20 protein-coding genes and 2 pseudogenes are annotated in these 25,827 nt (G+C 62.9%); 18 read left to right on the top strand and 4 right to left on the bottom strand.

Annotated features, from left to right (window positions below; all coding sequences use genetic code 11):
• The first annotated feature begins 307 nt into the window (after positions 1 to 307).
• The 4 genes from NKG99_RS24220 to NKG99_RS24205 all read left to right on the top strand — a co-directional run bounded on the left by NKG99_RS24220 (position 308) and on the right by NKG99_RS24205 (position 7,534).
• A complete protein-coding gene (locus tag NKG99_RS24220) occupies positions 308 to 3,091 on the top strand; it encodes a valine--tRNA ligase (protein WP_352871281.1) in 2,784 nt (927 codons plus the stop codon).
• A gap of 356 nt (positions 3,092 to 3,447) precedes the next feature.
• Positions 3,448 to 4,677, top strand: coding sequence for an outer membrane protein transport protein (locus tag NKG99_RS24215; RefSeq protein ID WP_352871280.1), 1,230 nt, complete (start codon positions 3,448 to 3,450; stop codon positions 4,675 to 4,677).
• A 306-nt stretch (positions 4,678 to 4,983) separates the two neighbouring features.
• Positions 4,984 to 6,708 (top strand): dihydroxy-acid dehydratase, encoded by a 1,725-nt coding sequence (ilvD, locus tag NKG99_RS24210; RefSeq protein WP_352871279.1) that lies wholly within the window; start codon positions 4,984 to 4,986, stop codon positions 6,706 to 6,708.
• Positions 6,695 to 7,534, top strand: coding sequence for a tetratricopeptide repeat protein (locus NKG99_RS24205; RefSeq protein WP_352871277.1), 840 nt, complete (start codon positions 6,695 to 6,697; stop codon positions 7,532 to 7,534). The genes ilvD and NKG99_RS24205 overlap by 14 nt, the downstream gene beginning before the upstream one ends.
• Positions 7,535 to 7,565: 31 nt before the next feature.
• Here the strand turns inward: NKG99_RS24205 and NKG99_RS24200 are convergent, their stop codons facing one another.
• From NKG99_RS24200 to erpA, 4 genes are read right to left on the bottom strand one after another with little or no spacing between them, the layout of a single operon-like run.
• Positions 7,566 to 7,865 (bottom strand): hypothetical protein, encoded by a 300-nt coding sequence (locus NKG99_RS24200; protein WP_352871276.1) that lies wholly within the window; start codon positions 7,863 to 7,865, stop codon positions 7,566 to 7,568.
• A gap of 60 nt (positions 7,866 to 7,925) precedes the next feature.
• The gene (gene xth / locus NKG99_RS24195; RefSeq protein WP_352871275.1) at positions 7,926 to 8,729 is read right to left on the bottom strand and encodes an exodeoxyribonuclease III; all 804 of its coding nucleotides are present in this window, start codon (positions 8,727 to 8,729) and stop codon (positions 7,926 to 7,928) included.
• Positions 8,730 to 8,746: 17 nt separating this feature from the next.
• Positions 8,747 to 9,142: a VOC family protein gene (locus tag NKG99_RS24190; RefSeq protein WP_352871274.1), complete on the bottom strand. Its 396-nt coding sequence runs from the start codon at positions 9,140 to 9,142 to the stop codon at positions 8,747 to 8,749.
• Between the two features lies 1 nt (position 9,143).
• Positions 9,144 to 9,491: an iron-sulfur cluster insertion protein ErpA gene (gene erpA, locus NKG99_RS24185; protein WP_027024881.1), complete on the bottom strand. Its 348-nt coding sequence runs from the start codon at positions 9,489 to 9,491 to the stop codon at positions 9,144 to 9,146.
• 104 nt (positions 9,492 to 9,595) lie between these two features.
• On the opposite strand from erpA, the gene NKG99_RS24180 reads away from it, so the two are divergent.
• The 14 genes and pseudogenes from NKG99_RS24180 to NKG99_RS24115 all read left to right on the top strand — a co-directional run bounded on the left by NKG99_RS24180 (position 9,596) and on the right by NKG99_RS24115 (position 25,792).
• Positions 9,596 to 10,810, top strand: a complete 1,215-nt coding sequence (locus NKG99_RS24180) for a deoxyguanosinetriphosphate triphosphohydrolase (protein ID WP_352871273.1) — start codon at positions 9,596 to 9,598, stop codon at positions 10,808 to 10,810.
• 62 nt (positions 10,811 to 10,872) lie between these two features.
• On the top strand, positions 10,873 to 12,630 hold the full coding sequence (gene argS / locus NKG99_RS24175; RefSeq protein WP_352871271.1) for an arginine--tRNA ligase: 1,758 nt from the start codon (positions 10,873 to 10,875) through the stop codon (positions 12,628 to 12,630).
• 103 nt (positions 12,631 to 12,733) lie between these two features.
• On the top strand, positions 12,734 to 16,114 hold the full coding sequence (locus NKG99_RS24170; protein ID WP_352871270.1) for an SPOR domain-containing protein: 3,381 nt from the start codon (positions 12,734 to 12,736) through the stop codon (positions 16,112 to 16,114).
• A 129-nt stretch (positions 16,115 to 16,243) separates the two neighbouring features.
• Positions 16,244 to 17,263: a beta-N-acetylhexosaminidase gene (nagZ, locus tag NKG99_RS24165; protein WP_352871269.1), complete on the top strand. Its 1,020-nt coding sequence runs from the start codon at positions 16,244 to 16,246 to the stop codon at positions 17,261 to 17,263.
• 61 nt (positions 17,264 to 17,324) lie between these two features.
• The gene (locus NKG99_RS24160) at positions 17,325 to 18,125 is read left to right on the top strand and encodes a segregation and condensation protein A (RefSeq protein WP_352871320.1); all 801 of its coding nucleotides are present in this window, start codon (positions 17,325 to 17,327) and stop codon (positions 18,123 to 18,125) included.
• Positions 18,122 to 18,889: an SMC-Scp complex subunit ScpB gene (gene scpB / locus NKG99_RS24155; protein WP_352871266.1), complete on the top strand. Its 768-nt coding sequence runs from the start codon at positions 18,122 to 18,124 to the stop codon at positions 18,887 to 18,889. Before NKG99_RS24160 ends, scpB begins: the two co-directional genes overlap by 4 nt.
• Before the next feature lie 169 nt (positions 18,890 to 19,058).
• Positions 19,059 to 19,280 carry a twin-arginine translocase TatA/TatE family subunit gene (locus NKG99_RS24150; RefSeq protein ID WP_013531295.1) on the top strand — a complete coding sequence of 74 codons (222 nt, stop codon included), beginning with the start codon at positions 19,059 to 19,061 and terminating at the stop codon, positions 19,278 to 19,280.
• A gap of 29 nt (positions 19,281 to 19,309) precedes the next feature.
• On the top strand, positions 19,310 to 20,110 hold the full coding sequence (gene tatB / locus NKG99_RS24145) for a Sec-independent protein translocase protein TatB (RefSeq protein WP_352871265.1): 801 nt from the start codon (positions 19,310 to 19,312) through the stop codon (positions 20,108 to 20,110).
• Complete coding sequence (gene tatC / locus NKG99_RS24140; RefSeq protein WP_352871263.1) at positions 20,107 to 20,982, top strand: twin-arginine translocase subunit TatC; 876 nt, start codon at positions 20,107 to 20,109, stop codon at positions 20,980 to 20,982. Before tatB ends, tatC begins: the two co-directional genes overlap by 4 nt.
• A 187-nt stretch (positions 20,983 to 21,169) precedes the next feature.
• Positions 21,170 to 21,850 (top strand): annotated as a pseudogene (locus tag NKG99_RS24135) (serine--tRNA ligase); the annotation flags it as partial.
• Between the two features lie 102 nt (positions 21,851 to 21,952).
• Positions 21,953 to 22,624, top strand: a pseudogene (serS, locus tag NKG99_RS24130) (serine--tRNA ligase); the annotation flags it as partial.
• Entirely contained in the window at positions 22,624 to 23,382 is a 759-nt protein-coding gene (gene surE / locus NKG99_RS24125; RefSeq protein ID WP_352655206.1) for a 5'/3'-nucleotidase SurE, read from the top strand. The pseudogene serS and the gene surE, both read left to right, overlap by 1 nt.
• Positions 23,379 to 24,032: a protein-L-isoaspartate(D-aspartate) O-methyltransferase gene (locus NKG99_RS24120; protein WP_352871261.1), complete on the top strand. Its 654-nt coding sequence runs from the start codon at positions 23,379 to 23,381 to the stop codon at positions 24,030 to 24,032. The genes surE and NKG99_RS24120 overlap by 4 nt, the downstream gene beginning before the upstream one ends.
• 239 nt (positions 24,033 to 24,271) lie before the next feature.
• Positions 24,272 to 25,792: a peptidoglycan DD-metalloendopeptidase family protein gene (locus NKG99_RS24115; protein WP_352871259.1), complete on the top strand. Its 1,521-nt coding sequence runs from the start codon at positions 24,272 to 24,274 to the stop codon at positions 25,790 to 25,792.
• Positions 25,793 to 25,827 lie beyond the last annotated feature (35 nt).

The raw sequence follows: 25,827 nt of genomic DNA, 5'->3' as shown, positions 1-25,827 counted from the left end.
GAAGGTCAGTTTGTATTCGTGGCGAGGCAGACAGGTTTTCGCCGGAATCCCTGACGACAATGGGCCGTGTACGACATCTTCTACGTTCGCCGCTCGGACTACGGCAATGACTGTCCGGCATGCGGAAAGCCTTATTGGGCGCCAAGGGCGAAGTTCTGCGCCAAATGGGGGCATGGCTTCCGTTGAAATGAACAAGGCCACGCCTATCTGCGTGTGATGGCCCGCGACAGCCCTTGCGGTTGACTTGGCCAAAACCTTCCGATTTACACCGGACCAGCAAACTCCCGACAGCGCGGACCATTTTCCCATGCTTGAAAAGACCTACGACGCCAAAACCGTCGAGCCGAAGATCGCCAAAGTCTGGGAAGAGGCCGATGCGTTTCGCGCCGGTGCCGGGGCCGAGGAGGGGGCCGAGGCCTTCACCATCGTCATCCCGCCGCCGAACGTGACCGGCTCGCTGCATATGGGGCACGCGCTCAACAACACTCTGCAGGACATATTGGTGCGCTTCGAGCGGATGCGCGGCAAGAACGTGCTGTGGCAGCCGGGCATGGACCATGCCGGCATCGCCACGCAGATGGTGGTCGAGCGGCAGTTGATGGAAAAGCAGATCCATCGCCGCGACCTGACGCGCGAACAGTTCATCGAGAAAGTGTGGGAGTGGAAGGGCGAATCCGGCGGCGCGATCTTCAACCAGCTGAAGCGGCTCGGCGCTTCCGCCGACTGGTCACGCGAACGCTTCACCATGGACGAAGGCCTGTCCAAGGCGGTGCTCGAAGTGTTCGTCACGCTTTACAAGGAAGGGCTGATCTACAAGGACAAGCGCCTTGTGAACTGGGACCCCAAGCTGCTGACCGCGATCTCCGATCTCGAGGTCGAGCAGCAGGAGGTCAACGGCAATCTCTGGCACTTCCGCTATCCGATCGAGGGCCAGGTCTTCGACCCGGAAAACCTGAAAACCTTCATCACCGTGGCAACGACGCGCCCCGAGACGATGCTGGGCGACACGGCCGTTGCCGTGCATCCCGACGACGAGCGTTTCCGGCACCTGGTCGGCGGGAACATCGTTCTGCCGATCGTCGGCCGCAAAATTCCCGTGGTGGCGGATGAGTATTCCGATCCTGAGAAGGGCTCCGGCGCGGTCAAGATCACGCCGGCGCACGACTTCAACGACTTCGAGGTCGGCAAGCGCCACAAGCTGCCGGCGATCAACATCCTGACCACGGCGGCGGCGGTAAGCCTCAAGGACAATGAGGATTTTCTTGCCGGTCTCGAGGTGACGCCGGAGCGCCAGACGGTCTGGGACGAGCTCGACGGCCTCGACCGCTTCGTCGCGCGCAAGAAGATCGTCGAGCTGATGGAAGAAGGCGGCTTCCTCGAAAAGGTCGAGCCGCATCGCCACGCCGTGCCGCATGGCGACCGCGGCGGCGTGCCGATCGAGCCGTTCCTGACCGAGCAGTGGTATGCCAACGCGGCGGAGCTGGCCAAACCGGCGATCGCCTCGGTGCGCGAGGGCCGCACCAACTTCGTGCCGAAGAACTGGGAGAAGACCTATTTCGACTGGATGGAGAACATCCAGCCCTGGTGCATCTCGCGCCAGCTCTGGTGGGGTCACCAGATCCCGGCCTGGTACGGGCCGGACGGGCGTGTCTTCGTCGAGAAGACCGAGGAAGAGGCGCTGGGCGCGGCGATCGAGTATTATCTGGCGCTGGAAGGGCCGTGGAAGGCCTGGGTCGAGGACAAGCTCGAGAATTTCCAGCCGGGCGAGATCCTGACCCGCGACGAGGACGTGCTCGACACCTGGTTCTCGTCGGCGCTGTGGCCGTTCTCGACGCTCGGCTGGCCGGACGAGACGCCCGAGCTGAAGACCTATTACCAGACCGACGTGCTGGTGACCGGCTTCGACATCATCTTCTTCTGGGTCGCCCGCATGATGATGATGGGCCTGCACTTCATGGACGAGGAGCCGTTCCACACGGTCTATGTCCATGCGCTGGTGCGCGACAAGAACGGGCAGAAGATGTCGAAGTCGAAAGGCAACGTCATCGACCCGCTCGATCTCATCGACGAATACGGCGCCGATGCGCTGCGTTTCACCCTGACGGTGATGGCAGCGCAAGGCCGCGACGTGAAGCTCGACCCGGCGCGCATCGCCGGCTATCGAAATTTCGGCACCAAGCTTTGGAACGCGACGCGTTTTGCCGAGATGAACGAGGTCGCGCGCAACGACGATTTCTGGCTGAACGACGCCAAGCTGGCGGTCAACCGCTGGATCCTGACCGAACTGACGCGGGCGGCGCGAGACATTACGGACGGCATCACCTCATACCGCTTCAACGAAGCGGCCGGTGCTGCCTACCGCTTCGTCTGGAACCTGTTCTGCGACTGGTATCTGGAACTGCTGAAGCCGGTGTTCATGGGCACCGACGAGGCGGCCAAGGCCGAAAGCCGCGCCTGCGTCGCCTTCGTGCTGGATGAAATCTACAAGCTGCTGCATCCGATGATGCCGTTCATGACCGAGGAACTGTGGGCGCAGACCGCGGGCGAAGGCAAGGAACGGCCTTCGCTGCTGTGCCATGCCGCATGGCCATCGCCGGACTTCGAGGACGCGGATGCCGCCGCCGACATCAACTGGCTGGTCGATCTCGTCTCCGGCATCCGCTCCGTGCGCTCGGAGATGAACGTGCCGCCGGCAGCCATTGCACCGCTGGTCGTGGTCGGCGCCAACGATGCGACGCGCGAGCGGCTGGTTCGCGAGGACTCGGCGATCAAGCGGCTGGCGCGGGTTGGCGACATCTCGCTCGCCGATGTCGCGCCAAAGGGTTCGGCGCAGATCGTGCTCAACGAGGCGACGATCTGCCTGCCGCTCGGCAGCCTGATCGATCTCGCCGCCGAGGCGGCACGACTGCGGAAGGAACTGGCCAAGGTTACCGAGGAAATCGCGCGCCTGCACAAGAAGCTCTCGAACGAAAGATTCGTCGCGAGCGCACCAGCCGAGATCGTCGACGCCGAGCGTGAAAAGCTCGCCGAATACCGCGACGCCCAGGAGAAGCTTTCAGTCGCGTTGACCAGGGTTCGCGACGCCGGTTGAGGGTAGAGTCGCGAGGTTTAGTGCCCTCTAAAATGACAGTTTTTTGCCTCGAAAACAGGCATTCCGTTGCGTTAATGTTGACGTAAACGGAAGTTTTGGCCCCATTGTTGCCATAATGTAACAGCGGGGCCAGATACCCTGCAAAATGCCCTCTTCTTGGGCCGTTTTGGAGACGTTTCGCCGATTTTGTTTGTTCGTTTGCACTCAAATGCCGGGTTTTCGGTCTTGCGGGAGCGTCGGAACTTTGCCGAAAACGCACTCTGATCAACTGTACGTGTACGCTTCTTGAATTCGTTGTTGCACCGTTAACCTGAATTGGTTCTAGCTTGATGCACTCGAATTCGGGGAGGACATTCATGACTATTCTGCGACTGAAAGCACTGCTGGGGGCGGGGTGCTTTTCGCTGGCTTTGATCGGGACAGCGATGAATTCGGCGCACGCTGGCGGCCTGGAGCGCGGCGGTTACGACATCGATCTTTTGTTTGACCCCGCGCCGTTCGCTACGGAAGCGGAAGCGACCTACGTGATGCCGGATCGCAAGCTCAAGAATGCACGCGGTCCTGGGGAGACCGACCTCGGTTTCGGGACCACGGCCGATGGGGCCGAGAACTATTGGGTCCCGCGCATCGGCGCGAAGGCCCAAATCGTCCAGGGCGTGGACTGTATGGTTGATTACTCGCAGCCTTGGGGCGTTCATGTTGCGCACGGCATCTGGAACGGTGCGTTTTCCAACATGGAAACCGACATCAAAAGCGATAACTACGCTGCGACTTGTTCTTACAAAATGGATGCGGGCAAGGGTCAGCTCCGCTTTATCGGCGGTGTTTTCTACCAGAAGGTCTACGGCTTCAAGGAAAGCTTGGTGTCACCGCTGGTGCCCGACTTCGGCGGCACCGGTCGCGTCGATCTGACGAGCAACGGCTGGGGCTGGCGCGCCGGCCTTGCCTACGAAATCCCCGACATCGCGTTGCGCGCGAGCCTCGTCTACAATTCGAAAGTTAAGCTCGACAACATCTCGGGCACGCTCGATCTGACCAATGTCGGCAGCGTTGTTCTTCCGATCTACGGCTCAACGCAGTACATGCCGGATGTGGTGGAATTGAAAATGCAGTCGGGCATCGCGCCCGGCTGGCTCGCCTTCGGTTCGATCAAGTGGGTTAACTGGAGCGTGCTGCAGAGTGTGCCGATCTGTCCTGTGGGTGTCCCAACCGCGCTATGCTTTACGAACTCGCCGGGCGAAGTAACGTCGCTCGACCTGATGTATCGTGATGGCTGGACGGTCACGGGCGGCATCGGCCATAAGTTCAACGACGAGTGGAGTGCGGCCGGCCAGCTCTCCTGGGATCGCGGCACGTCGCACGGCTACGGCTCGCAGACGGACACCTGGACGCTGGGCGGCGGCGTCGCTTACACCCCTAAGCCGAATATCGAGGTTCGCTTGGCCGGCGCGGTCGGCGTGCTGACAAGCGGTCATTCCGGTATATTGATTGGCGAGAATGGCAAAGTTGTTGGAGGGGACGCCAGCTACGACTTCGGCAACGATCTGGTCACGGCGATTTCAGGCGGTCTCAAGATCAAGTTCTAAGCCTCTGTAAAGGCGAATAAAAAGGCCGGGCATTGCTCGGCCTTTTCCGTTGAGCGGGTTTGGCCGACGCCTGGGCACCCAAGCCACATTGCATATTAGCCGCACCGCTTTCGCCTCATACGATTGTGACGTTTCGGCAACACTTTCTGAACAACCCCTGCGCTCGAAGTCAGCCAGAGGAAATTGCCCATTTCCCGCCATAAACCCGGCGCACCTCGATCTTGTCTCGGGACACGCGCCAAAAGGCTCGGCGATGGGGCAGGCCGCACCGCCCCGCTGCAAGGAAGATGTGGGGCAAGGAAGAGTATGGACGCCAAAGTCATTTCCAAGGCTAAGCTCCCCAGCCGCTATGTGACCGTCGGTCCGGCGCGGGCGCCGCACCGTTCCTATCTCTATGCGATGGGCTTGTCGGCGGCCGAGATCGCGCAGCCGCTGGTCGGCGTCGCATCCTGCTGGAACGAGGCGGCGCCCTGCAACATATCGCTGATGCGCCAGGCGCAGGTGGTCAAGAAGGGCGTCGCGGCCGCCAGCGGCACGCCGCGCGAATTCTGCACCATCACCGTCACCGACGGCATCGCCATGGGCCACCAGGGCATGAAGTCGTCGCTGGTGTCGCGCGAGGTCATCGCCGATTCAGTCGAACTCACCATGCGCGGCCATTGCTATGACGCGCTGGTCGGGTTGGCCGGCTGCGACAAGTCGCTGCCCGGCATGATGATGGCCATGGTGCGTCTCAACGTGCCGTCGATCTTCATCTATGGCGGTTCGATCCTGCCCGGCAGCTATCGCGGTCGCCAGATCACCGTGCAGGATGTGTTCGAGGCCGTCGGCCAGCACTCCGTCGGCACGATCGATGATGCCGAACTTCTCGAAATCGAGCAGGCGGCCTGTCCGTCGGCCGGCTCCTGCGGCGCCCAGTTCACCGCCAACACAATGGCCACCGTCGCCGAGGCCATCGGTCTGGCGCTGCCCTATTCCTGTGGCGCGCCGGCGCCCTACGAGATGCGCGACCGTTTCAATTTCGCCTCGGGCGAAAAGATCATGGAGCTGATCGCAAAAAACATCCGGCCGCGCGACATCGTCACGCTGAAGGCGCTGGAGAACGCGGCGACCGTGGTCTCGGCCACCGGCGGCTCGACCAACGCGGCGCTCCATCTGCCGGCGATCGCGCATGAGGCCGGCATCAAGTTCGACCTGTTCGACGTGGCGAAGATCTTCGAGAAGACGCCTTACATCGCCGACCTCAAGCCGGGCGGCAAATATGTCGCCAAGGACATGTTCGAGGCAGGCGGCATCCCGCTGCTGATGAAGACACTGCTCGATCACGGTTATCTGCATGGCGACTGCCTTACGGTGACTGGCCGCACTTTGGCCGAAAATATGGAGCACGTTGTCTGGAATGAGCATCAGGATGTGGTCCGCCCGGCCAACAAACCTATTACCCAAACCGGCGGTGTCGTGGGCTTGAAGGGAAACCTTGCCCCCGAAGGCGCGATCGTGAAGGTCGCCGGCATGGCGGAGTTGAAGTTCTCCGGCCCGGCGCGCTGCTTCGATTCGGAAGAGGAATGTTTCGAGGCGGTGACGCATCGCAACTACAGGGAAGGCGAGGTTCTCGTCATTCGTTACGAAGGGCCGCGCGGCGGCCCCGGCATGCGCGAGATGCTGTCGACGACGGCAGCGCTCTACGGCCAGGGCATGGGCGGCAAGGTGGCGCTGATCACCGACGGGCGCTTCTCGGGCGCGACGCGCGGTTTCTGCATCGGCCATGTCGGGCCGGAGGCAGCGGTGGGTGGTCCGATCGGGCTGCTCCGGGATGGCGATTTGATCTCGATCGACGCGGTGAACGGCACGATCGAGGTGGCGTTGTCCGATAGCGAACTGGCGGCGAGGGCAAAGACCTGGAAGGCGCGCACGACCGACTATCAGTCGGGCGCGATATGGAAATATGCACAGACGGTGGGGCCGGCGCGCGATGGCGCGGTGACCCATCCGGGCGGTGCGAAAGAAACACACTGCTATGCGGACATCTGAGTTGTTGAGGTCGTCTGTCTTTTCGGCACTGGTCGCGGCCGCCACTTTTGGCGCGACCTTTGGCGCCGTGGGCCAGGCCATGGCCTTCGACGACAAGGTGTTCGACGACAAGACCGGCGTGAAGCCGCAGTCCAGCCCTTGGGCCGTGTTCCAGTTCGGCTTCTCCGCCTACAAGAACGGCCACAAGGAACAGGCCGCCGAGGCCTACAAATACGCCGCCGAAAACGGCCAGATCGGCGCCACCTGGAAGCTTGCCCGCATGTATGCCGAAGGTGACGGCGTGGCGCGCGACGACTATGAGGCGTTCAAGTTCTTCTCGGAGATCGTCGACCAGGATGTCGAGCCCGGCTCGCCCGAGGAAAGCTATGTCTCCGACGCGCTGGTGGCGCTTGGCGATTATCTGCGCAAGGGCATTCCCGGCAGCCCGGTGACCGAGAACGAGGTGGCGGCCCAGGAATATTACATGCGCGCCGCCGCCAATTACCGCAACCCGAACGCGCAGTTCGAGATGGGGCAGATGTTCCTGAAGGGCGAGGGCGGGGTGAAGGCCAGCGTCAAGCAGGCCGGGCGCTGGTTCCAGCTTGCCGCCGAGAAGGGCCATGCCGGTGCCCAGGCGACGCTGGGCCACCTGTTGTTCCAGAGCGGCAAGATCGTCCGCGGCCTGGCGATGATGACGGCGGCGCTCGAACGCGCTTCGCCGGCCGACCAGCCCTGGATACGCGGCATGCAGGAAGAGGCATTTGCCACCGCGGGCGAAGCCGACCGCCGCACCGCGATCTCGCTGGCCGATGACATCATCACCAAGGGCGGCAACGCGGACCAGTAGTCTCGCGCCAGCCTCACCAACAAAATCTTGATCAGTTCTCTGTCGGTTCCGTCGGCACCATGCTGGGCGCCGGCGTCGAGATCGGCGTGGGGTGCAGGTGCGGCGCCATCGTGTTTGCGGGGCAGCTGTCGCCGACCTTTGTCCACGAGGTGTTGTTGAGTACCATGTCGCAGCGGGCAAGATGGCTCTGGTCGCCAACCGTCAGGCAGGCGACCTGGCCGAGCTGATAGGATTTTCCATTGGCCAGGCATTCCTGATCGGCAAGTGCCGAGGCAGGAGCAGCCATGGCAAATGCCAGGCCGATCGGACAAAGATGAAATCGTATGGTCATGGAACCCCAGCCGCCATGCTGCCCCGCAATGAACTGCTCGAAATGTGGCGATATGAGGGTTTAGCCGTTGTCAGCTGGCCGCAGCGCAAGGTCGATCGCCACCGGTACGTGATCCGACGGCTTTTCCCAGGCGCGGACATGCTTTTCGATCGAGGCCGATGAGAACCGGTTGGCGGCTTCCGGCGACAGCAGCAGATGGTCGATGCGGATGCCGTTGTTCTTCTGCCAGGCGCCTGCCTGATAGTCCCAGAACGTATAGGTGTCGGGCGCGTCGGTGACCGCGCGCACCGCCTCGGTGAAGCCAAGGTTGAGCAGCCGGCGGAAGGCCTGCCGCGTCTGCGGCTGGAACAGCGCATCGCCCAGCCAGTTCTCCGGAAACCGCGCGTCGATCGGCTCGGGGATGACGTTGTAGTCGCCGGCCAGCACCAGCGCCTCTTCGAGCTTCAGGCGCTCTTCAGCCCAGCGCTCCAGCCGCGCCATCCAGGACAGTTTGTAAGGGAACTTCTTCTCGTCATCGATCGGGTTGCCGTTCGGCAGATAGAGCGAGGCGACGCGCAAGGCGCCCTTGTCGGTCGAGAAAACGCCTTCGATGAAACGCGCCTGTTCGTCGGCATCGTCGCCAGGCAGGCCTCTGACAACTTCGTCGAAGCGCAATTTCGACAGGATGGCGACACCATTGAAACCCTTCTGGCCATGGGTTTCGACATTGTAGCCGAGCGCCTCGATCTCGGCGCGCGGGAACTGCTCATCGACCGTCTTGATCTCCTGCAGGCAGGCGATATCGGGCGCGCTTTCGGTCAGCCAATGGGTCAGGTTGCCGATGCGGGCGCGCACGCCGTTGATGTTCCAGGTGACGATTTTCATGACGGTCCCGATGCTGCTCAGTTGGGCTCTTGCGGCGGATGGCGTTCGACGAGCCCGATCGTATTGCCAGCCGGGTCCTTTAGGAAGGCCATCCATTCGGTTTCCCCCGCCGGGCCGAACTGGCCCTCGCTGTCACGATGGACAAGCGTCGGCGTCGCGGTGAAGGGGACGCCGGCCGCCGCCGCCGAGGCGTGGAAATCGTCGAGGCCCGATATGTCGAGATAAACGGTTCCGGCCGGGATGCCGTCGGTGAACAACAGCCTGATATCGCCAGCCATGATGAATGCGATGCCCGGCGGATCGAAGCGCGCATGCAGGCTCATGCCCAGCACGTCGCGCCAAAAGGCCAGAGTTGCATCGAGGTCGCGGCCGGCCGACAGCGCGATCTGACGGACCGCGCCGATGGCGGGCATTCTATATGGAAAAGCTCGTGCCGCAGCCGCAGGAGGCGACGGCATTCGGGTTCCTGATCTGGAACGACTGGCCCATCAAATCGTCGACGAAATCAATCACCGAGCCGCCCATATAGACCAGCGACAGGTCGTCGATCAGCACGGTGGCGCCATCCTTCTCGATGGCGACGTCATCGTCGTTGCGCGTATCGACCAGATCGAACTTGTAAGAAAAGCCCGAGCAACCGCCGCCTTCGACCGAAACGCGCAACGCCGTCTTGCCGGCCTCGCCCGAGACAATCTTCGCGATCCGCCTGGCGGCGGCCTCGGTCATGTCGACTTTCATGGCAGTCTTGGCATCCGCGCCCATGGGCGTCACCTTGCTTTCGGTTTCACATGATAGGTATGAAGCGAGAGGGGCCAAGTCAACCAGGCCAAATCATCTGGACCAAGTCAACCGCGGCGGCATCAGCCATGACCAATGAGTTGGGCGACATCGGATTCGGCTATCGGCCACGCGCCGCCTATGCCTGCGATCCGGCAAAGTCGCGCGGGCGGCTGTTCGACGAGGTGGAAAGCCCAACCCGTACGCCGTTCCAGCGTGATCGCGACCGCATCATCCATTCGACGGCCTTCCGCCGGCTCAAGCACAAGACGCAGGTCTTCATCGCGCACGAAGGCGACCATTACCGCACCCGGCTGACCCATTCGATCGAAGTGGCGCAGATCGCGCGCGCCCTGGCACGGGCGCTGCGCGGCGACGAGGATCTCGCCGAGGCGGTCGCACTGGTGCATGATTTCGGCCACACGCCGTTCGGCCATACTGGCGAGGACGCGCTGAACGAGAAGATGGCCGCCTGGGGCGGCTTCGACCACAACGCGCAATCGCTGCGCATCGTGACCAGGCTGGAGGCGCGCTACGCCGAATTCGACGGGCTCAACCTGACCTGGGAAACGCTGGAAGGTCTGGTCAAGCACAATGGACCGCTGACGGACGCCAACGGTCAAGATCTGAAAGGGCCGGTGCCGCAGGCGATCCGTGATTATTCGCAGCTGCACGATCTCGAACTGGACCGGTTTGCCGGCATCGAGGCGCAATGCGCGGCGATCGCCGACGACATCGCCTACAACAACCATGACATCGACGACGGGTTGAGAGCAGGGCTGCTGACGCTGGACATGCTGGAGATGGTTTCGCTGCCCGGAACCATTCTGAAAGGCGTGCGCGGACGCTATCCCTCCCTCGACGACGTGCGCACCGGCCATGAACTGATGCGGCGGCAGATCACCGCCATGGTCGAGGATGTCATCGTCTCCACCACTGCCAATCTGGAACGCATCAGGCCGCAGAACTCCGATGCGGTGAGAGCAGCAGGCGAGACGATGGTGACTTTCTCGGCCGAAATGGCCGCCTTCGAGAAAGAACTGAAGGCCTTTCTTTACAAGCATCTCTATCGGCACGCGGAAGTCATGCGGGTGCGCGCGGACGCCGAGCAAATCGTCAAGGATCTGTTCGACGCCTATTTCGCTGATCCGCGCGCCATGCCGGACGGCTGGCGCGAGGGGCTGGATCGGGCCGACGATCGCATCAAGGCGCGCAGCGTCACCGACTTCCTGGCGGGTATGACCGATACCTATGCGCTCAAGGAACACCGGCGTTTGTTTGACCATACGCCTGAATTGAGCTAGGGCGGGCTCGATTTTGCCGGCCAACGAGCCGGATTCCCTGTAAAGCCACCAGAGCCAGTCCCATGAACATCTTCGCCGATTTCACCGCGCGAATCATAAAAGCTGTCGAAGCGCTTGATTTGAAAGACAGTAACGGCGTTTCGCCGGATCTATCGCGCATTGCCGTCGAGCCGCCGCGCGACGCCAGCCATGGCGACCTGGCGACCAATGCGGCGATGGTGCTGGCCAAGCCGACTGGCCAGAATCCGCGCGCGCTGGCCGAAAGACTGGCGCAGGCGCTGCGTGAGGACAAGGATGTCGCCGCCACCGAAGTGGCCGGTCCTGGTTTCGTCAATCTCCGGCTGAAGGACGGCTTCTGGCAGACGCATCTGACCGCACTGCTTGGCGAGGGCCGCAACTATGGGCGCTCGACGGTTGGTGGTGGCCGGAAAACCAATGTCGAATACGTCTCGGCCAATCCGACGGGGCCGATGCATGTCGGCCATTGCAGGGGTGCCGTGGTCGGCGACGCGCTGGCCAACCTGATGGCCTTCGCCGGCTACGACGTGACCAAGGAATATGTCATCAACGATGCCGGCTCGCAGATCGACGTGCTCGGCCGCTCGGTCATGCTGCGCTACCGGGAGGCGCTTGGCGATGACATCGGCGAGATTCCGGCCGGGCTTTACCCCGGCGATTATCTCGTCCCTGTCGGTCAGGCGCTGGCCAAGGAGTTCGGCCGCTCGCTCTTGCAGATGCCGGACGACGAGGCGCTCGCCATCGTCAAGGACCGTACCATCGATGCGATGATGGCCATGATCCGCGAGGATCTGGCGATGCTCAACGTGCATCACGACGTGTTCTTCTCCGAGCGCACACTGCATGCCGACAATGCCAGGAAGATCCGCTCGGCGATCAGCGATCTGACGCTGAAAGGCCATATCTACAAGGGTAAGCTGCCGCCGCCCAAGGGCGAGAAGCCCGAAGATTGGGAGGACCGCGAGCAGACGCTGTTCCGTTCGACCGCGGTCGGCGACGACATGGACCGGGCGCTGGTCAAGTCCGATGGCTCATTCACCTATTTCGCCGCCGACGTCGCCTATCTCAAGGACAAGGTCGATCGGGGCTTCGTCGACCTGATCTATGTGCTCGGCGCCGACCATGGCGGTTATGTCAAGCGGCTGGAAGCGCTGGCGCGGGCCATCGCAGGGGACGAGGTGAAGCTCACCGTGCTGCTTTGCCAATTGGTGAAACTGTTTCGCGACGGCGAGCCGGTGCGCATGTCGAAGCGGTCCGGCGATTTCGTGACGTTGCGCGAAGTGGTGGAGGAGGTCGGCCGCGACGCGATCCGCTTCATGATGCTCTACCGCAAGAACGATGCGCCGTTGGATTTCGATTTCGCCAAGGTGACCGAGCAGTCCAAGGACAACCCGGTGTTCTATGTGCAGTATGCCTCGGCGCGCTGCCATTCGGTGTTCCGGCAGGCGAGCGAGCAATTGGGTGAAGCCAATTTCGACCGCAACAGCCTGGCGTCCGCCGTGGCTTTGCTGACCGACGAGGGCGAGATTGGCCTGATCCGCAAGCTTGCAGAATATCCCCGCCTGATCGAGTCCGCGGCACTTGCGCTCGAGCCGCACCGGCTGGCATTTTACCTCTATGATCTGGCTTCCAGCTTCCATGGACACTGGAACCGTGGCACGGATAATCCGGACTTACGTTTTGTTAAGGTTAACGACCGACAATTGACGCATGCCAGACTAGGGCTGGTGCAGGCTGTTTCGGACGTCTTGACGTCCGGCCTGACGTTGATCGGAGCCGCCGCGCCCACCGAAATGCGTTAGGTTTGACTAAATAACCTGTCACCTTTTGCCCACATTGCGCTGGTAAGGGCCAACCCTACGCGACGTCCATGGCGTCCGAATGAGTGCGAGTTCGGGAACAATAATGGCAGACACAACCCAGCTGAGAGTATCCGACAACAACGACATCACTGACGATGATCCGTTCGCGGAACTGACCAGGATCATGGGGTTCGACCCGCGCCAGCCGGTCAAACCGCAGTCGCCCGCCCAGCCGAAAGCCCCAGCCGCCGATCACGTGGCGGAGGAGGGCGATTTCGATATCGATCTCGAGAAGGAAATGATGGGCGAGTTCGGCGCTGACGACAGCGACGCCGCTCCGGTTGCCGAGGCTCGTGAGCCGACTTTCGAGCATGAGCCTGCATTCGAAACGGCTGATGCAGGCGCGATGGACGAAGGCGAGCTTTTGGTGTCGCTCGACGACGATTTCCATCTGGACATGACTGATGTCGACGACCACGCCGTCGGCGATACGGCCGCCGCCGAAACCGCGCCGTCTTTCGACGCTGATTTCGACAATGCCGTCGCCAGTTCGCTTGAGGATGTCTCGCCCTTCGAGGACGACCAGCCGATGGCGGACGAGCTTGCCGCGTCGCTCGACCAGGACGTCCGGATCGATGAGGAGGCCGAAGAGGCCCCGCACGCTGTTGCCGTTGCCGACGCGCCTGCTGTCGAGACGGCCGCCTCGGATCATGAATTCGACGATGCGGTCGCGATCTCGCTCGAAGACGAGCTGATGCTCGACGACCATTCGGTGGCGGAACAGGCCTACACGGCCGCCGATCCCGCCGAGTATCCCATGCCGGAGCAGGCCGCGCGTGATGGCCAAGCTTCCGACGAGAATTTCGCCGGCCACTTCGACGACTCCATGGCCGATGTCGACATGGATTTTGACGTTCGCGCTGATGAGCCGGTCGTATCCGAGGAGCCGGAAGCGCATGATATGCTCGCCGATAGCGCGGATGCGAAGGGCGAGACTCCCAGTCCTGAAGCTGCGTCGGATGAAGCGGCGTCGGATGATGCTTTCGACCTGAACTTCGACGACAAGTTTGCCGAAACAGTCGAAGAGCCGGTCGCCGAAATCGCCGCCGCTGCGGTCCAGCCGGCGGCACCAGAAGCCAATGTCGCACCCGCGGTGCAAGCCCCGATCGCGGACGAACGAAGCCTGGAAGACGAGTTGAATGCGCTGCTGGGTGCCATGACCGCGCGCACGACGCCCCTGGCCAAAGTGGAGCCAGTCATGGCTCAGCCGGCTGACGCCGCTCAGTCGCACGTCGTCGAGGCCGCGGAGACCACCGAGGAACCGGCCGATCTTGTCGGCGACCTCGACTGGGATCTTGAAGAACCCGCGCCTGATCAGCCCCAGCACCTTGGCACCGCCCAGGCAGCCGATGCGGATGTCGACGATCTTCTGCCTGATAAACTTGAGGATCCGGGCTCGGACGTCGCCGGACATGGCGATGTCGATTTCGACAATGATGCGTTCGACGCGGCTTTGGCCAAAAGCCTGGATCCGCGTGGTGATGCGTCCGCTTCCCGGGACAATTCGGCGGATTCTCTCGATTGGCTGGCGGAGCGTTCCACGCCGCCCGAGCCAGCCCGTTCGTGGAGCCGCGTGACGCCGGTTCCGCAGCAGCCGTCATTTAGCGCTCAGCCTGCGTTTAGCGCTCAGCCGGTCGCTTCGATGGCGTCCGTGGCCGCAGCGTCGGCAGTCGCCGCGGTGACGTCCTACCGTTCGGCCGAGCCGGCCGAGACCGTCGCCCCTGTATCCGCGCCGCCATCGCGCCAGTCCGCTCAATACGAAGACATGCCCGATGTCGAGACGGTCGATGTGCCCGAGCGTGTCGTGGCGCTGGCGGACGATCTCGATATTCCAGAACTGCACTTCGAGGAAGATCAGCCGGCGACGTCTGGCTATGACGATCTCGACGCCGAGTTCTCCAGCCTTCTCTCCGAGATGAACGCGGTGGAGGTCGCTGCCGCTCCCACAAGCAACGCGGCCGGCGCGTCTTACGATGATGACTCCTACGCCGCGGGCTTCAAACCGGGCTATGACAGCGTCAAGCCGGGCTATGACAGGGTCAAGCCGGGCTATGACGGGGTCAAGCCGGGCTATGACGGGGTCAAGCCGGGCTATGAGCCGGAAGCCCGGACCTATGCGGCGCGGCCGATGGAAGTGTCTGCCCGCCCGGCGGCGCCAACGGGTTATGCCGATGCCGCCGACGGCTTCGATCTCGACAGTCTGCCCGGCAACCAGCCGGTTTCACAGGCGGACGATTTCACCGTCGATGAACTCGACTACGATCCTGAACACGATGAGGCGATGGCTGTTCCGGGCCTCGGCGAGCGTGAGGCCGCGAGGCCTTCGCGCGGGCGTGGCCTGTTCATCGCCGCGATTGTCGGTGCGGTGGCGGTCGCAGGCGGCCTCGGTGCCTTTGCGCTGACTTTCGGCGGCAAGGGCGGCAGCGAGGCGCCGGTGATCGTCAAGGCCGACAACGCGCCGATCAAGGTCAAGCCGGAGAATCCGGGTGGGGCCGTGGTGCCGAACCAGGACAACAAGGTCTACGACGCGGTCAGGGGCGCGAAGCCCGCCGAGCCGGTCCAGGAAAAGCTGGTCACCAACACCGAAGAACCGGTGGACGTGCAGGCGAAGGACCCGGCCCGCGCCATCGATCTTTCGCCGGACCAGAACGCAGCCGCCGCGGCCGCTGACGGCAACGCCGCGCCGACCGCCGGCGCCGCTTCGGCCGACAACACAGCACCCGCGCCCAAGTCCGAGGATCGCATCGCACAGGTGCTGCAGGAAGCCGACAAGGGCACCAATGCCGATGTCGTCGCCGTTGCGCCGCGCAAGGTGAGGACCATGGTGGTCAAGTCGGACGGTTCGCTGGTGCCGCGTGAGGATCCGGCGCCCGCCGCCCCGCAGATGGCCGCCGCGGAGCCGGTCGATCCGGCGCCGCAGCATGTTGCCCCGTCGGGGCAGGCTGACGCGGACCAGACCGGCACCGTGGCGCCCGCCGCCGCCCCGGCGGACGACGAGCCGGCTCTCAAACCGGTGGCTGCAGCCAAGCCCAAGGCCGAGGCCAAGGCGCAGTCGGCCAACACGCCGGCCAAGGTTCCGCTCGCGCCGCAGCGCCCGTCCGACCAGCCGGTCGATGTCGTCGGCGAGGTCAAGCCCGATCAGGTTGCGTCCATCGATCCGGCATCGACCGCGACCGGCGGTGGTTCGTGGTCGATGCAGATCGCTTCACAGCCGACGGTCGAAAGCGCCCAGTCCAGTTATCAGGATCTGCAGCGCCGCTATGGCAGCGTGCTCGCCGGCCGTACCGCCAACATCGTCAAGGCCGAGATCGCCGGCAAGGGCACGTTCTACCGTGTGCGCGTGCCAGCGCAGTCGCGCAACGATGCGATCAATTTGTGCACCAGCTACAAGGCCGCCGGCGGCAACTGCTTCGTCTCGCGCTAGAGCCGGGCCAACCAATCAAAAGCCGGCGCGGTGACCGCGCCGCTTTTTCATGGGGAAAGCAGATCTGGCGTTTGACCGCTTGTGATCCGGATGATTCCCTTTGATCGCGCGAAGCTTTAGACTTCTGACATGACCGAATCAAAATCCATGATCCTCGGCTGTGCCGGGAAATCGCTCACCCGCGAAGAAATCAATTTCTATCGCAATGAATGCCCATGGGCCTTCATCCTGTTTGCGCGCAACATCGGCGAGACCGAACAGATCCGCGATCTGGTCGCCGAGATGCGCGACTGTATCGGACGTCCGGACGCGCTGGTGTTCATCGACCAGGAGGGTGGGCGTGTGCAACGCCTGCGGCCGCCCCTGGCGCCGAACTATCCGGCCGGCGGCGCGCTCGGCGCGCTGTGGCGCGACGACCATGATGCCGGCGCCCGCGCGGCCTGGCTGATGGCGCGGCTGCATGCCTTCGATCTGCTGCGTTACGGCATCACCGCCGATTGCCTGCCGGTGCTCGACGTCCCGATCGAAGGCGCCAGCGACGTTATTGGCGCGCGTGCCTATGGCAAGGACCCGCGACCGGTGATTGAACTCGGCCGCGCCGCCGCGGAAGGGCTGATGTCGGGCGGGGTACTGCCCGTCATGAAGCACATTCCGGGCCACGGGCGCGCCTTTGCCGACACGCATTTCGAGTTGCCTGTCGTCAACGCCTCGCTGAGCGATCTGCAGCGGCATGATTTTGCCCCGTTTCGGGAGCTCAACCATCTGCCGATGGCGATGACGGCACATGTCGTCTACAGCGCGATAGACCCCAACAACCCGGCGACCACTTCCGGCAAGGTCATCGACGAGATCATCCGGCGCGAGATCGGCTTCGACGGGCTGCTGATGAGCGACGACACGTCGATGAAGGCACTTTCTGGGGATTTCCCGACAAAGGCGGCCTCGATCCTTGCGGCGGGCTGCGATCTGGTCCTTCACTGCAACGGCGTTTTCGAGGAGATGGCCGGCATTGCATCGCGGACCACGGGGCTCGAGGGCACGTCGCTGGAGCGCGCAAAGCGGGCGCTGACCTACATTAAGAACCGCGACGCGGTGGAAGAAACCGAGATACGCGCTGAATTCGCCACCTATTTCGATGCGGTGGCTTAACAAAGGGAAGTGAGAGGAAGTGGCGGAAACATTGGAAAGCAAGGCCGCGAAGGCCGCACCGATGGACCGTCTGTGGGCCGAGAATGACGATTCACGCGTCACCGGCGACCCGTCGCTGGTGGTCGACGTGGCCGGCTTCGAAGGCCCGCTCGATCTTCTGCTGCATCTGGCTCGCACCCAGAAGGTCGATCTGGCGCGCATTTCGATCCTGGCGCTGGTCGAGCAATATCTGACCTTTGTCGAGACGGCGAGGGCGCTCAGGCTCGAGCTTGCCGCCGACTATCTGGTGATGGCGGCGTGGCTGGCCTTCCTCAAATCGAAGCTTCTGATCCCCAAGCAGCCGGGCGACGAAGGCGAAAGCGGCGAGGAACTGGCGGCGGTGCTGCAGTTCCGGCTGAAGCGGCTGGAGGCCATGCGCGACGCTTCGGCGCGCCTGGTCAACCGCAATCGGCTCGGCCGTGACGTGTTCGCGCGCGGCATGCCGGAAATGGTCATCGTCGAAAAGCGCAACGCCTATTCAGCCTCGCTCTACGATCTGCTCACTGCCTATGCCCAGCAACGGCAGAAGCAGGCGATCAGCAATGTGACGATCGCCAGGCGCGGTGTCTGGTCGCTCAAGGACGCGCGCGATATCCTGACCCGTCTGGTTGGGGCTCTCCACGACTGGGCAACGCTGGAAAGCTTTCTGATCGTGTACATGACCAGCCCCGAGGAGCGGCGCACGGCGATCGCCAGCTCTTTCGCGGCCACGCTGGAACTGGTGCGCGAAGGCACGATGGACATGCGGCAGGACGAAGTCTTCGCGCCGATCTATCTGCGCGGCCGCGCACAGGCAATCAAGGCAGTCGAGGTGGCATCATGAGCGAACGCGCCAACGCTTCGGTTATCCCTTTCAAGGTCGGCGATGAACCCGAAGAGGAGTCGCTTTCCCGGGATCCGGCCGAGCAACAAATGCAGAATCCGGCCGAACGGCTGCATCTGGCGGAAGCGGTACGCATGGCCGAGGCTATCGTGTTCGCCAGTGCCGAGCCCGTCAGCGAAAAGCAACTTGCGGCGCGGCTGCCGGACGGCATCAGCATCGCCCTGGCAATGACCGAGCTGCAGCAGATCTACGCGCGGCGCGGCGTCAATCTGGTGCGTGTCGGCGATGCCTGGGCATTCCGCACGGCCGGCGATCTGGCTTTCCTGATGAGCCGGGATACTGTCCAGCAAAGGAAGCTTTCCCGTGCGGCGCTCGAAGTGCTGGCGATCATCGCCTATCACCAGCCGGTGACGCGCGCCGAGATCGAGGACATCCGAGGCGTCGAAACCTCGAAAGGCACGCTCGACACGCTGCTGGAAACGGAATGGGTGCGCATGCGCGGCCGGCGCAAAACGCCGGGGCGCCCTGTCACCTACGGCACCACCGACACCTTCCTCGACCATTTCGCGCTGGAGGAGATCCGCGATCTTCCCGGCATGGAGGAACTCAAGGGGGCCGGACTGCTTTCGGGCCGCATGCCGTCGAATTTCGCCATTCCGGTTCCTCCGTCCGATCCTGATGCGTTGACCGACGACGAGGATGCGCTGACCGACATCGATCTTGAAGAACTCGGCCTGCTGACGCCGCGCGTCACGGAAGATTGACTGGCATTGGCCGCCGATCTGTCGAGGATGCGCGGATTCGTAGCGGGCCATCGCGTTGAAAATGCGTGACATCCGCCACCCTTTCATAAACTCTGTCGCAGTTGTGTTTGAATCCCAACGCGAAAACGCATAGATCATCGCCAGGGAAAACATTCGAGAGAGATTTGTTATGGGTTCATTTTCGATTTGGCATTGGATGATCGTGCTGGTGATCGTGCTGCTGGTGTTCGGCCGCGGCAAGATTCCCGAGCTGATGGGCGACATGGCCAAGGGCATCAAGAGCTTCAAGAAGGGCATGGCCGACGACGACGTTGCCGAAGACAAGCGCACCGTCGAACATCGCGCCGACGAGACCGTTGCGGCCGCGAAGGAAAAAGCCAGCAAGAGCTGAGCCACGGGTTCTAGTCGGAACAAAGTGCCATGTTTGAAGTCGGCTGGACCGAAATGCTGGTCATCGCGATCGTCATGATCGTGGTCGTCGGACCCAAGGATTTACCCAATATGCTGCGCACCTTCGGCCGCACGACGGCGAAGCTGCGCGCCATGGCGTCCGATTTCCAGAAACAGTTCAACGAAGCGCTGAAGGAAGCCGAGCTCGACGACGTCAAGAAGTCGGTCGACGAGCTCAGGGGCCTCAGCCCGATGGCCGAGATCAGGAAGCAGCTCAATCCGTTCGAACAGGCCGCGGCCGACGTTCGCTCCGGCGTCGACGCGGCGATGAAGCCGAAGCCGGCGGCGGACCCGGCAATGCCTGCCGCTTCGACCCCGCTGGCCGCCGAGCCGTTGAAGAACGGTGCAACGACCATGCCTGGCGTCAATGGGCCGGAAGCAGTACCGGCAGCGCCGATTTTCCCGGCAATGACCGATGAATCGGTGGTGACGTCGTCAGTACCGACGGAACCAATTGTGGCGCCGAAGGCGTCAGCGGCGAAGAAAGCCAAGGCTACGCCGGCGAAGGCGATCCCGGTGGTAAAAGCGCAGGCGAAGGCTTCGGCAAATGGTGCAAAGGTTTCTGCGCCGGCGAAAGCGGAGATCGCCAAGGCAACGCCTCTGCCCAAGGTGCCGGCGAAGCCCGCGACCGCGGCACAGGCTGAAACGCCCAAAGCCGCGAAGCCCGTTGCGGCCAAGGCGATCGCGACCAAGACCGTGGCGAAAGCCGATCCGAAGCCTGCTCCGGCGAAGAAGCCGGCGGCCAAGAAGACGGCGGGAGCCGCCAAGTGAGCGTTTCGGACAAGGAAAAGGACGAGATCGAGAAATCGTCGGCGCCGCTGATGGAGCATCTGATCGAGTTGCGCCGGAGGCTGATCTGGTCGATCGGCGGCTTCTTCGTCGCCTTTCTCGTTTGTTTCTTCTTCGCCAAGAAGCTGTTCAACCTTCTGGTGATCCCGTTCAAATGGGCGACGAAGTGGGCCGGGCTCGATCCGCACAAGGTCGAGCTGATCTACACCGCTCCGCAGGAATTCTTCTTCACCCAGGTGAAGCTCGCCATGTTCGGCGGCATGGTGATCGCCTTTCCGCTGATCGCCACGCAGATCTACAAGTTCATCGCGCCAGGCCTCTACAAGAACGAGCGCAACGCCTTCCTGCCGTTCCTGATCGCGTCGCCCATCCTGTTCCTGATGGGCGCGTCGCTGGTCTATTTCTTCTTCACGCCGATGGTGATGTGGTTCTTCCTCGCCATGCAACAGGCCGGCACCGACGATCAGGTGCAGATCTCGCTGCTGCCGAAAGTGTCGGAATATCTCAGCCTGATCATGACGCTGATCTTCTCCTTCGGCCTGGTGTTCCAGCTGCCGGTGGTGACCAGCCTGATGACGCGCGTCGGCATGCTGTCATCCAAGGGGCTGGCCGAGAAGCGCAAATGGGCGATCGTCATCGCCTTTGTCGTCGCTGCCGTGCTGACGCCACCCGATCCGATGAGCCAGATCGGCCTCGCCCTTCCGACCATCCTTCTCTACGAGGTCTCCATCTGGGCTGCTCGATTGATCGAGCGCGATCAGGAAAAGCAGCGCGTGGCGCGCGAGAAGAGGGACGCGGCGGAAACCGTGGCGGACAAAGCACCGGACGAGCCTCCGGCGCCTGCCGCCTCGTAACACCGGGCTGCGTGGAAAACGGCAGCCGCGGCCTAGCCTCATCTTGCATCGATCAAGGATGCGGTTTACGCCCTCTGGCTGAAACGCATCGCTATCAAGCGATGCGTTTCAGTTTTGTTTTGAGCGTGTCGTTGTCCCAAAACCGCTGCGCACTTTGGGCGACATGCTCCCTGAGGACGGATGAACCATGCTTGACATCAAATGGATTCGCGACAACCCGAAGGCCCTTGTCGAGGCGCTGGTCAAGCGCTCGTGGTCGGCGGGTGAGGCGCAGTCCACGGTCGACGGGCTGATTGCCTCGGACGAGGCGCGGCGCGAACACGTCACCGAGCTGCAGACCAGGCAGGAGCGCCGCAACGCCGCCTCGAAGGAGATCGGCAACGCCATGCGTTCGGGCGACGCGGCACTTGCCGAGAAGCTGAAAGCCGAGGTCGGCGAGATCAAAATCTTCATCCAGAACGGCGAGGCGCGCGAGCGCGAGCTCGACAAGGCGCTGACCGATGCGCTGGCGGTGCTGCCCAATGTGCCGTTCGATGACGTGCCTGTGGGCAAGGACGAGCACGACAATGTGGTGAAGCACATCGTCGGCAAGGTGCCGACGCGTCCGAATTGGGTGAAGGAGCATTTCGAGATCGGCGAAGCGCTTGGCATGATGGATTTCGAGCGGGCGGCGAAGCTGTCAGGCTCGCGTTTCACCGTGCTGAAGAGGGGTCTGGCGCGGATGGAACGCGCGCTCGGCCAGTTCATGCTCGACCTGCACACGACCGAGCATGGCTATGAGGAAATCCAGCCACCGCTGATGGTGCGCGACCATGCGATGTTTGGCACCGGACAGCTGCCAAAATTTAAAGAGGATTTGTTTCGTGCTTCGATCAATGATCTGCCTCGATTTTGGAAAGAGTATGAGGACGCTCGCAACGAGCAGTTTGAGGATTTCAGAAACAGCAAAGCCAGCCTCGACAGAATAAAAACTGAAGGGATGGCAAGGCAACGCAAATGGATGAACGACTTTGAAAGTGGGAGGTTTGCTGAGAATTTCTACCTCATCCCCACCGCCGAAGTCCCGCTCACCAATCTTGTGCGCGAGGAGATCACCGCGCATGAAAAACTGCCGCTGCGCTACACCGCGCTGACGCCGTGCTTCCGTTCGGAAGCGGGCTCGGCCGGGCGCGACACGCGCGGCATGCTGCGCCAGCACCAGTTCTACAAGGTCGAGCTGGTGTCGATCACCGATCAGGAATCATCGCTCGCCGAGCACGAGCGGATGACGCAATGCGCCGAGGAAGTGCTGAAGCGGCTCGGCCTGCCGTTCCGCACCATGACGCTGTGCACCGGCGACATGGGCTTTGGCGCGCGCAAGACCTACGACATCGAGGTCTGGCTGCCAGGCCAGAACGCCTATCGCGAAATCTCGTCCTGCTCGGTGTGCGGCGATTTCCAGGCGCGCCGCATGGACGCCCGCTACAAGGACAAGGACGGCAAGGGCAACCGCTTCGTCCACACGCTCAACGGTTCGGGCACCGCGGTTGGGCGCGCGCTCATAGCCGTCATCGAAAACTACCAGAACGAGGATGGCAGCGTAACCATTCCTGAAGTGCTGCGACGTTACATGGGCGGTCTGGAAAAGATCGAATCGAAATAATGCGCATCCTCCTGACCAATGACGACGGCATTCATGCCGAGGGCCTGGCGTCGCTAGAACGCGTCGCGCGCACGCTGTCCGACGATGTCTGGGTGGTGGCGCCGGAGCAGGACCAGTCGGGCTACGCGCATTCGCTGTCGATCTCGGAACCGCTGCGGCTGCGCAAGATCGGCGAGAAGCACTTTGCCGTGCGCGGCACGCCGACCGATTGCGTCATCATGGGCGTCAAGAAGATCCTGCCCGGCGCACCCGACCTGATCCTGTCCGGCATCAATTCCGGCGCCAACATCGCCGACGACGTCACCTATTCCGGCACCGTCGCCGGCGCCATGGAAGGCGCGCTGCTCGGCATCCGCTCGATCGCACTCAGCCAGGGCTACAGCTATGTCGGCGAGGATCGCGTCGTCCCTTATGAGACGACCGAAGCGCTGGCGCCGGCATTGCTGAAGAAGCTGGTCGCAACGCCGCTGCCGGACGGCGTTTTGCTCAACGTCAATTTTCCGAACTGCCTACCCGAAGAGGTCGCCGGGACGGTGGTCACATCGCAAGGCAAGTTGGTGCACAGCCTGTGGGTCGACGAGCGCCGCGACGGGCGCGGCCTGCCTTATTACTGGCTGCGTTTCGGCCGCGAGCCGGTCGAAGGCAAGCAAGGCACCGACCTTTACGCTCTCCGCAACAGGCTGGTGTCGGTGACGCCATTGCAGCTCGACCTCACCGCGCATGAAATCCGCGACCAACTGAGCAAGGCGCTTGCATGAACCAGGGGATCGATGACCGCGAAGGCTTTGCCGCCTTTCTGCTGCGCCTGCGCGGCCGGGGGACGGTGCCGAAGGCATTGATCGCGGCCTTCGAGGCGACGCCGCGGCGCGGCTTCCTGGCGGCCCAATTCCATCAGATCGCCTGGTCGGACCGCATGCTGCCGATCGAATGCGGCGAGGCGATCGAAGGCGCCGACATGCAGGCGGCGGTGATCGCCGCACTCGCCATCGAGCAGGGCAATCGCGTGCTCGAGATCGGGACCGGCTCCGGCTATACCTCGGCGGTGATGTCGCGGCTGGCGGCGCGGGTCGTCACCACCGATCGCTACAAGACGCTCGTCGAGCAGGCCAGGCAGCGCTTCGAGGCGCTCGGTATCGGCAATGTCATCGTGCGCCACGCCGATGGTTCCGGTGGGCTGCCGAATGAAGGGCCGTTCGATCGCATCGTCGCATGGGCGGCCTTCGACAGCCTGCCGCGCTTCCTGCTCGACCAATTGTCGAGCGGCGGCATCGTCATCGCCCCGATCGGACCCGAAGAGGGCGAGCAGGTGCTGGCCAAGCTGACCAAGGTCGGCAGCCGGTTCGAGCGTGAGGACATCGGCCTTGTCCGCTTGCAGCCTATCCTGCGCAGCGTGGCGGCCGTCATCTAGGGGCGCTGATATTCAGGTGGTGCCGGTCTGCAAACGGCAGCGTCCTGCGCAAAACTACGCTCCGCTCCGGTTCTCGGAACCCAGCGTTTTCGACTCGGCCTGACCTGAATCTCAACACCGCTCCGCGCCTTGTAATATTTTAAGAAAAATTGCGTCGAATTCCATGGGGTTAACCGTCGAGTAACATTAACGCGCTTTAATCATGCCTAGTTTGTACCGGGTATGTGCGGGTTAGTGCGATGCAACTCAGTGTTTTGAAGACAAACGGACGCAACCTGCTGCGAGGTTGCGCTGTCCTCATGGTCGCCGGTGCTGCGGCGGGGTGCAGTTCCCAGGTTTCGCGATTCAATGGCGTCGACGACGTCTTTACATCCTCGACCAACAATCAGCGCACCATCATCAACAAGCAGGATGCCGTACAGCAGCCCTATCCGGGTGATGTCGCGGCCGCTCCCATCGATGGCAGCCACACACAGTCGGTCAGCCGCTCCAGCCTCGATCCGGTTTCGACGCGGCCATTGCCGCCGCCCGTTGCCCAGGCGCAGCCGGCTCCCGCACTGGCGCCCGCCGCGAAGCCGATGCGCACCGCTTTGGCTCCGGCACCGCATGTCGACAGGACCACGACCGGCACCGTCGCTCCGGCCGCATCGCCCTTCAAGGTTGCCCAGCCCGATGAACCCCGCGTGGCGCCCTCTGGTAAGCCGCATGCAACCGAGATTGTCGTTCGGGACGGCGAAACGATCGGCGGCCTGGCGCAACGTTACAAGGTGCCGTCCGACGTGATCATGAAGGTCAACGGGCTGAGCGCGACCAAGGGGCTGAAGACCGGCCAGAAGCTGATCATCCCGGCCTATGCCTATTCGAGCAAGGGCGAGCCGAAAGTCGCCGATGCCAAGCCGGCGAAAGACGGCAAGCACGACCAGCCGGCCACGGCACCCGAAAAGGTCGCGGTGCTGCCGCAGCAACCGAAGCTGAAGGAGGGCAAGTCCGCCGCTCAGGTCGACACCTCAGCCGCCGCAAACCAGCCCAAGGAGCCCAAGCCGCAGATTGCCGCGGCCAAGGCGACCAACGCGGCTGGGACCTACACGGTCCAGTCGGGCGATACGCTTTCGTCGATTGCCAGGAAGACCGGCGTCGGCGTCGTTGCGATCAAGCAGGCGAACGGCATGCAGGATGGATTGCTCAAGATCGGCCAGACCTTGAAGGTGCCGGCCGGTGGGACCGCGACCGTCGCCAGCGCCAAGCCGGCCAAGATCGATCCGGTGACCACGGCCACCACCCAGCCCGCCACAAAGGCCACGCCGTCGGACACGCTGGCGTCCTACACGCCGCCGAAGAAAGATTCGAAAGTCATCCAGCAGGCCGAGGACGACGACGCCGTCGCGCCTGACGCCACCGGCATCGGCAAGATGCGCTGGCCGGTGCGCGGCCGCGTGATTTCCGGGTTCGGGTCGGGCAAGGACGGCGTCGACATCGCCGTGCCGACAGGAACGCCGGTCAAGGCGGCCGAGAATGGCGTCGTCATCTATGCCGGCGACGGCCTCAAGGAATTCGGCAACACGGTGCTGGTGCGCCACGAGAATGGCCTGGTCACCGTCTACGGCCACGCCAGCTCGATCGAGGTGCAGCGCGGCCAGAAGGTCAAGCGCGGCCAGGAAATCGCGCTGTCGGGCATGAGCGGAACGACGGACTCGCCGAAGCTGCACTTCGAAGTGCGCAAGAATTCGGCCCCGGTCGATCCGTCCGGCTATCTCGAATAGTCGGGGACTATCTCGAATAGAAGAAAAAAAGCAAT

This window comes from Mesorhizobium sp. M1409 (genome assembly GCF_040317535.1).
Lineage (GTDB): Bacteria > Pseudomonadota > Alphaproteobacteria > Rhizobiales > Rhizobiaceae > Mesorhizobium.
The sequence above is the reverse complement of the archived record's forward strand: the minus strand, read 5'-3'. Positions and strand labels throughout refer to the sequence as shown.